Below are 3,601 nucleotides of genomic sequence, written 5' to 3' on the forward strand. Positions count from 1 at the left end.
AAATAACCGAGGCCAAGTGACCCGTCATCACTATGACAATACCGGCCAAAAAGTACAAACGGTTGAATATGCACAGCTGGTGTCAACAGCACAGTGGTTAAGTGCAACAGGTACCCTTACCCAGAGTCTAGCGCAATTAGATACACAATTGGCTGGCATGGCAAATCATGTTGATAATCGCACCAGTTATACTCTTTATACTGCCGCGGGTAAGCCTGAATATAAAGTAGATGTGGGTGGGTTCGTTACTCAGTACACTTATAATGCGCAGGGCCGTTTAATAGAAGAGAGGACCTATACAAATAAGCTAAAAGAAAATGAGGTTTCGCACTTATTAGTAGAGCATCGATTGGCACTTGAAACCACATCGTATCAATCTTCTCCCCTTTCAAATATTCAGTCTCAAAGTGAAGACCATAGATTTAAAGTCAGTGGTGGTATATGGAGAAGTAATGACGGGGTTTACCGTTACTATGTACAGAGGCCTAAGAACCCAGTAATTGACGATCATAATTTTAAGTTGCAATTCGATGATTCTGTAGTGCCAGAGAGCTTACGTTTTTCATCTGTAGGGAGTAATCTTTTGATCCATCTGGATAATGGTGAAATTTTCACTGTTATAGGTGGAGTTAGTAGTTGGATTGAGTTCTCTCTTGAATTTTGGGCACAGAGCAAGACAAGCTTGAGTAAAGAATATATTCATTCACTACTAAATAGAAAAACTTTAAATTCTGGTTATTCAGGACAAGATGTTCTTTCTGATACAGAATCAGATGATGTCATATTTGGTGGAGAAGGTAATGATCTTCTTCAAGGCTCAACCGGGAATGATAAATATATTTATAGAAAGGGCGATGATGTAGATATAATACAGGATATTAAAGGGAATAATACACTTTTAATAAGTGGTTATAACTCGGATGACTTTTCTATCCATGAGTTTATTCAGTATGATCAAGACCATTTGATTCTGGTGAGTGACAAATCAAGCGATGCAATTATCATCAACCAATGGGCGTTGAGTAATTGGACTCTTACTTTCGATGATAAGCAAGTCGGACTTTCGGATTTGTACAATTCTACCAGTAACCGTAATAATCAAAATATATACCTAAGAACGTTAGGGCAGACGGATGTTGAGTTTAGTTCACCGATATTTGAGACATGGAACAACAGGCCTAATAATATATTCTTATATTGGGGGGGGGAAGATAATTACTTTGAGTTCTCTCCTGAAGGGGCGAACACCAGTAGTAATATAGAGGCAGTTGTTGTGGGTGGAGCTGGCGATGACTCCTTTGAATTGAATTTTCAGGATGATTCAACACAAGTAGAATATTATGGTGGCAAAGGAGATGACTACTTTTATGCGATGGGAAATCGAATAGCGCACTATCATTACTCAAGGGGAGATGGAAATGATTTAATAGAAGGTCAAGATGGTGATATTCTTGAGTTTCATGATCTGTTACTAGATGATATTCATATAACGAGTAATATTGTTAACAATTGGGGAAGTATCAAATTTTTAGTAAAATCAACAGGTGAAACTGTAACATATGAGGTGTTTGGAAACACAGCAAAGATCCAGTTAAAGGATAAGGTTTTTCGAACTGATAATTTACCTAAGACGGACCCTCACTTTAATCAGCCTGTACTAATTTCTTCATTCGAAACAGAGATTGAAGTTGAATCTGATAGTCGGTTTGTACTCCCTATTCGATTTGATAATACGTTAGAAAGTGAGCTGTCAATTTTACCAATAAGCTTACCTGAAGGTCTAACTTTTGATGCAAAAACACGTGAGTTATCAGGGGGGCTTTTATCAAAAACTTCCCATGTTATTGCGTCTTTTGAAGCATCAACTAAGGCACATACAACTAAAATAATAAATATACATATAAAGAATAAAAATTTTATTGGGCGCAGTCATAATTTAGTTGGTGGTGACTTCCATAAAGTAACCATTGATTATACCGCAGCAGGGAAAATTGAATACAAAACTGACCCTGAAGGCTATGTCACTCGGTTTTATTATGATGCAGCGGGCAATGAAGTAGCCCAGCGTCAATATGCAAACAAAGGCACTACCGTATCAGCTCAAGACCGAGTCAGCCACACTTACTATGATGGACAAGGGCGAGTTGCAGGTACCTTGTCGGCCGATGGCGCACTGACAACCTACACTTATACATTAGCGGGTCAAAAACAAAGCAAAAATGTGCATCACACCCAAGTGCGCAGTCAGGTTATAGGGGGAGCGCTTGCTATCCCAACAGGCAGTAAAACCACCACATCTTGGACTTATACCAGTACAGGTCAAGTTGAAAGCGAGACTCGTCCAGATGGCTCAGTGGAGCAGTACGTCTACGACAAAATGGGCCAGCTGATTGAAAAGCGTGTGTATGAAAATGCGGGAACTGGCAATATAACGCGATTAAATCTTGCATCGGATTTAGCCTATTGGGACATTTATAGTAATACATCAGGCCAAGGTAAATTTACAGCTGTGCAAGATGACATCTATGGTGGGCTGGTTACTCAACTTAACGGAGAGGGGTTAAGTGATGGTTTCAGGTTAATGGATCCAGAGCGAGGAAATTTAAACTCAGATGCACGTTCGATAGCGTGGGATATGAAGTACGGTAATGACTTCCATGTATACATCAGTGTGGAGACGACGTTTGGCCATCGTTACCTTTTTTATACACCAAAAAACTACTATGTTGCAGGGAGTACTGAACCAAGCCAGAGCAGTGATAAAACCTATATTAATCACCCCTTAGGAGATGCGAGCACAGCAGATGAGTGGATCACGGTGAATCGTAATTTAGTCAATGACCTAAAAGCGATGGAACCAGATAATGAGTTACTCACAATCAATGCATTTCTTATTCGTGGTACAGGTAAGGTGGGCCATATTGAGTTAGGTAACAAAAGTGATGCAGATATTAGCCACCCCGAAACACGCATTATCGCTAATGATAACTTCACCAACAATCAATTATCTGGTGTGTTTATCTCTAATAGCGGGGGTAGTCCAATCACCGTGAAGGATGAGCGTATTGAAGTTAAGCGTTTACCCGCGGAGACATCTGCTTGGCCATCAATTCGAGGCAATGACTACTTTAATCTTAGTGACAATGTGGAGATGCGAATTGAGGTCACCACAGGTCCGACTCTTGCAGGGAGTTATTTGTATGGGGGGATTGCTAATGAGCAGTCATGGGGTAGTGGCCTACTAGACCGCCATGCTGTGTATTTTACACAAACTGGTGTGTATTCAAATATCGTTGAAAACAGTCAAAGTCAGCCGCATCAGCGTTTAATGGCGACACAGCCGAATACCACTTATGTTGTGACATGGACCACATCTGAGAACGAAACCACGCTAACAGTGTATCCAAAAGGTCATCCAGAGCAAGCGGTCAGTCGTACAGAGTCAGCCGTTGAGCGCACAGATAAATCCAGCCGATTTATTATGTATGGTAATCCGACAGTAGGCGCCAATAACAGCGTACTTTACCTCGAAAACTACAGTTTAGCGCATCAAACACACAATGTTGAACGCTACCAATACGACCAACAAGGGCGTTTAGTC

1 protein-coding gene is annotated in these 3,601 nt (G+C 40.7%); it reads left to right on the forward strand.

The window, feature by feature from the left end:
• The coding region (locus J8L98_RS24230; RefSeq protein WP_210998626.1) for a hypothetical protein at positions 1–3,601 on the forward strand (3,601 nt) is incomplete at both ends.

The organism is Pseudoalteromonas sp. MMG013 (genome assembly GCF_018100885.1).
Classification (GTDB): Bacteria; Pseudomonadota; Gammaproteobacteria; order Enterobacterales; family Alteromonadaceae; genus Pseudoalteromonas; species Pseudoalteromonas aurantia.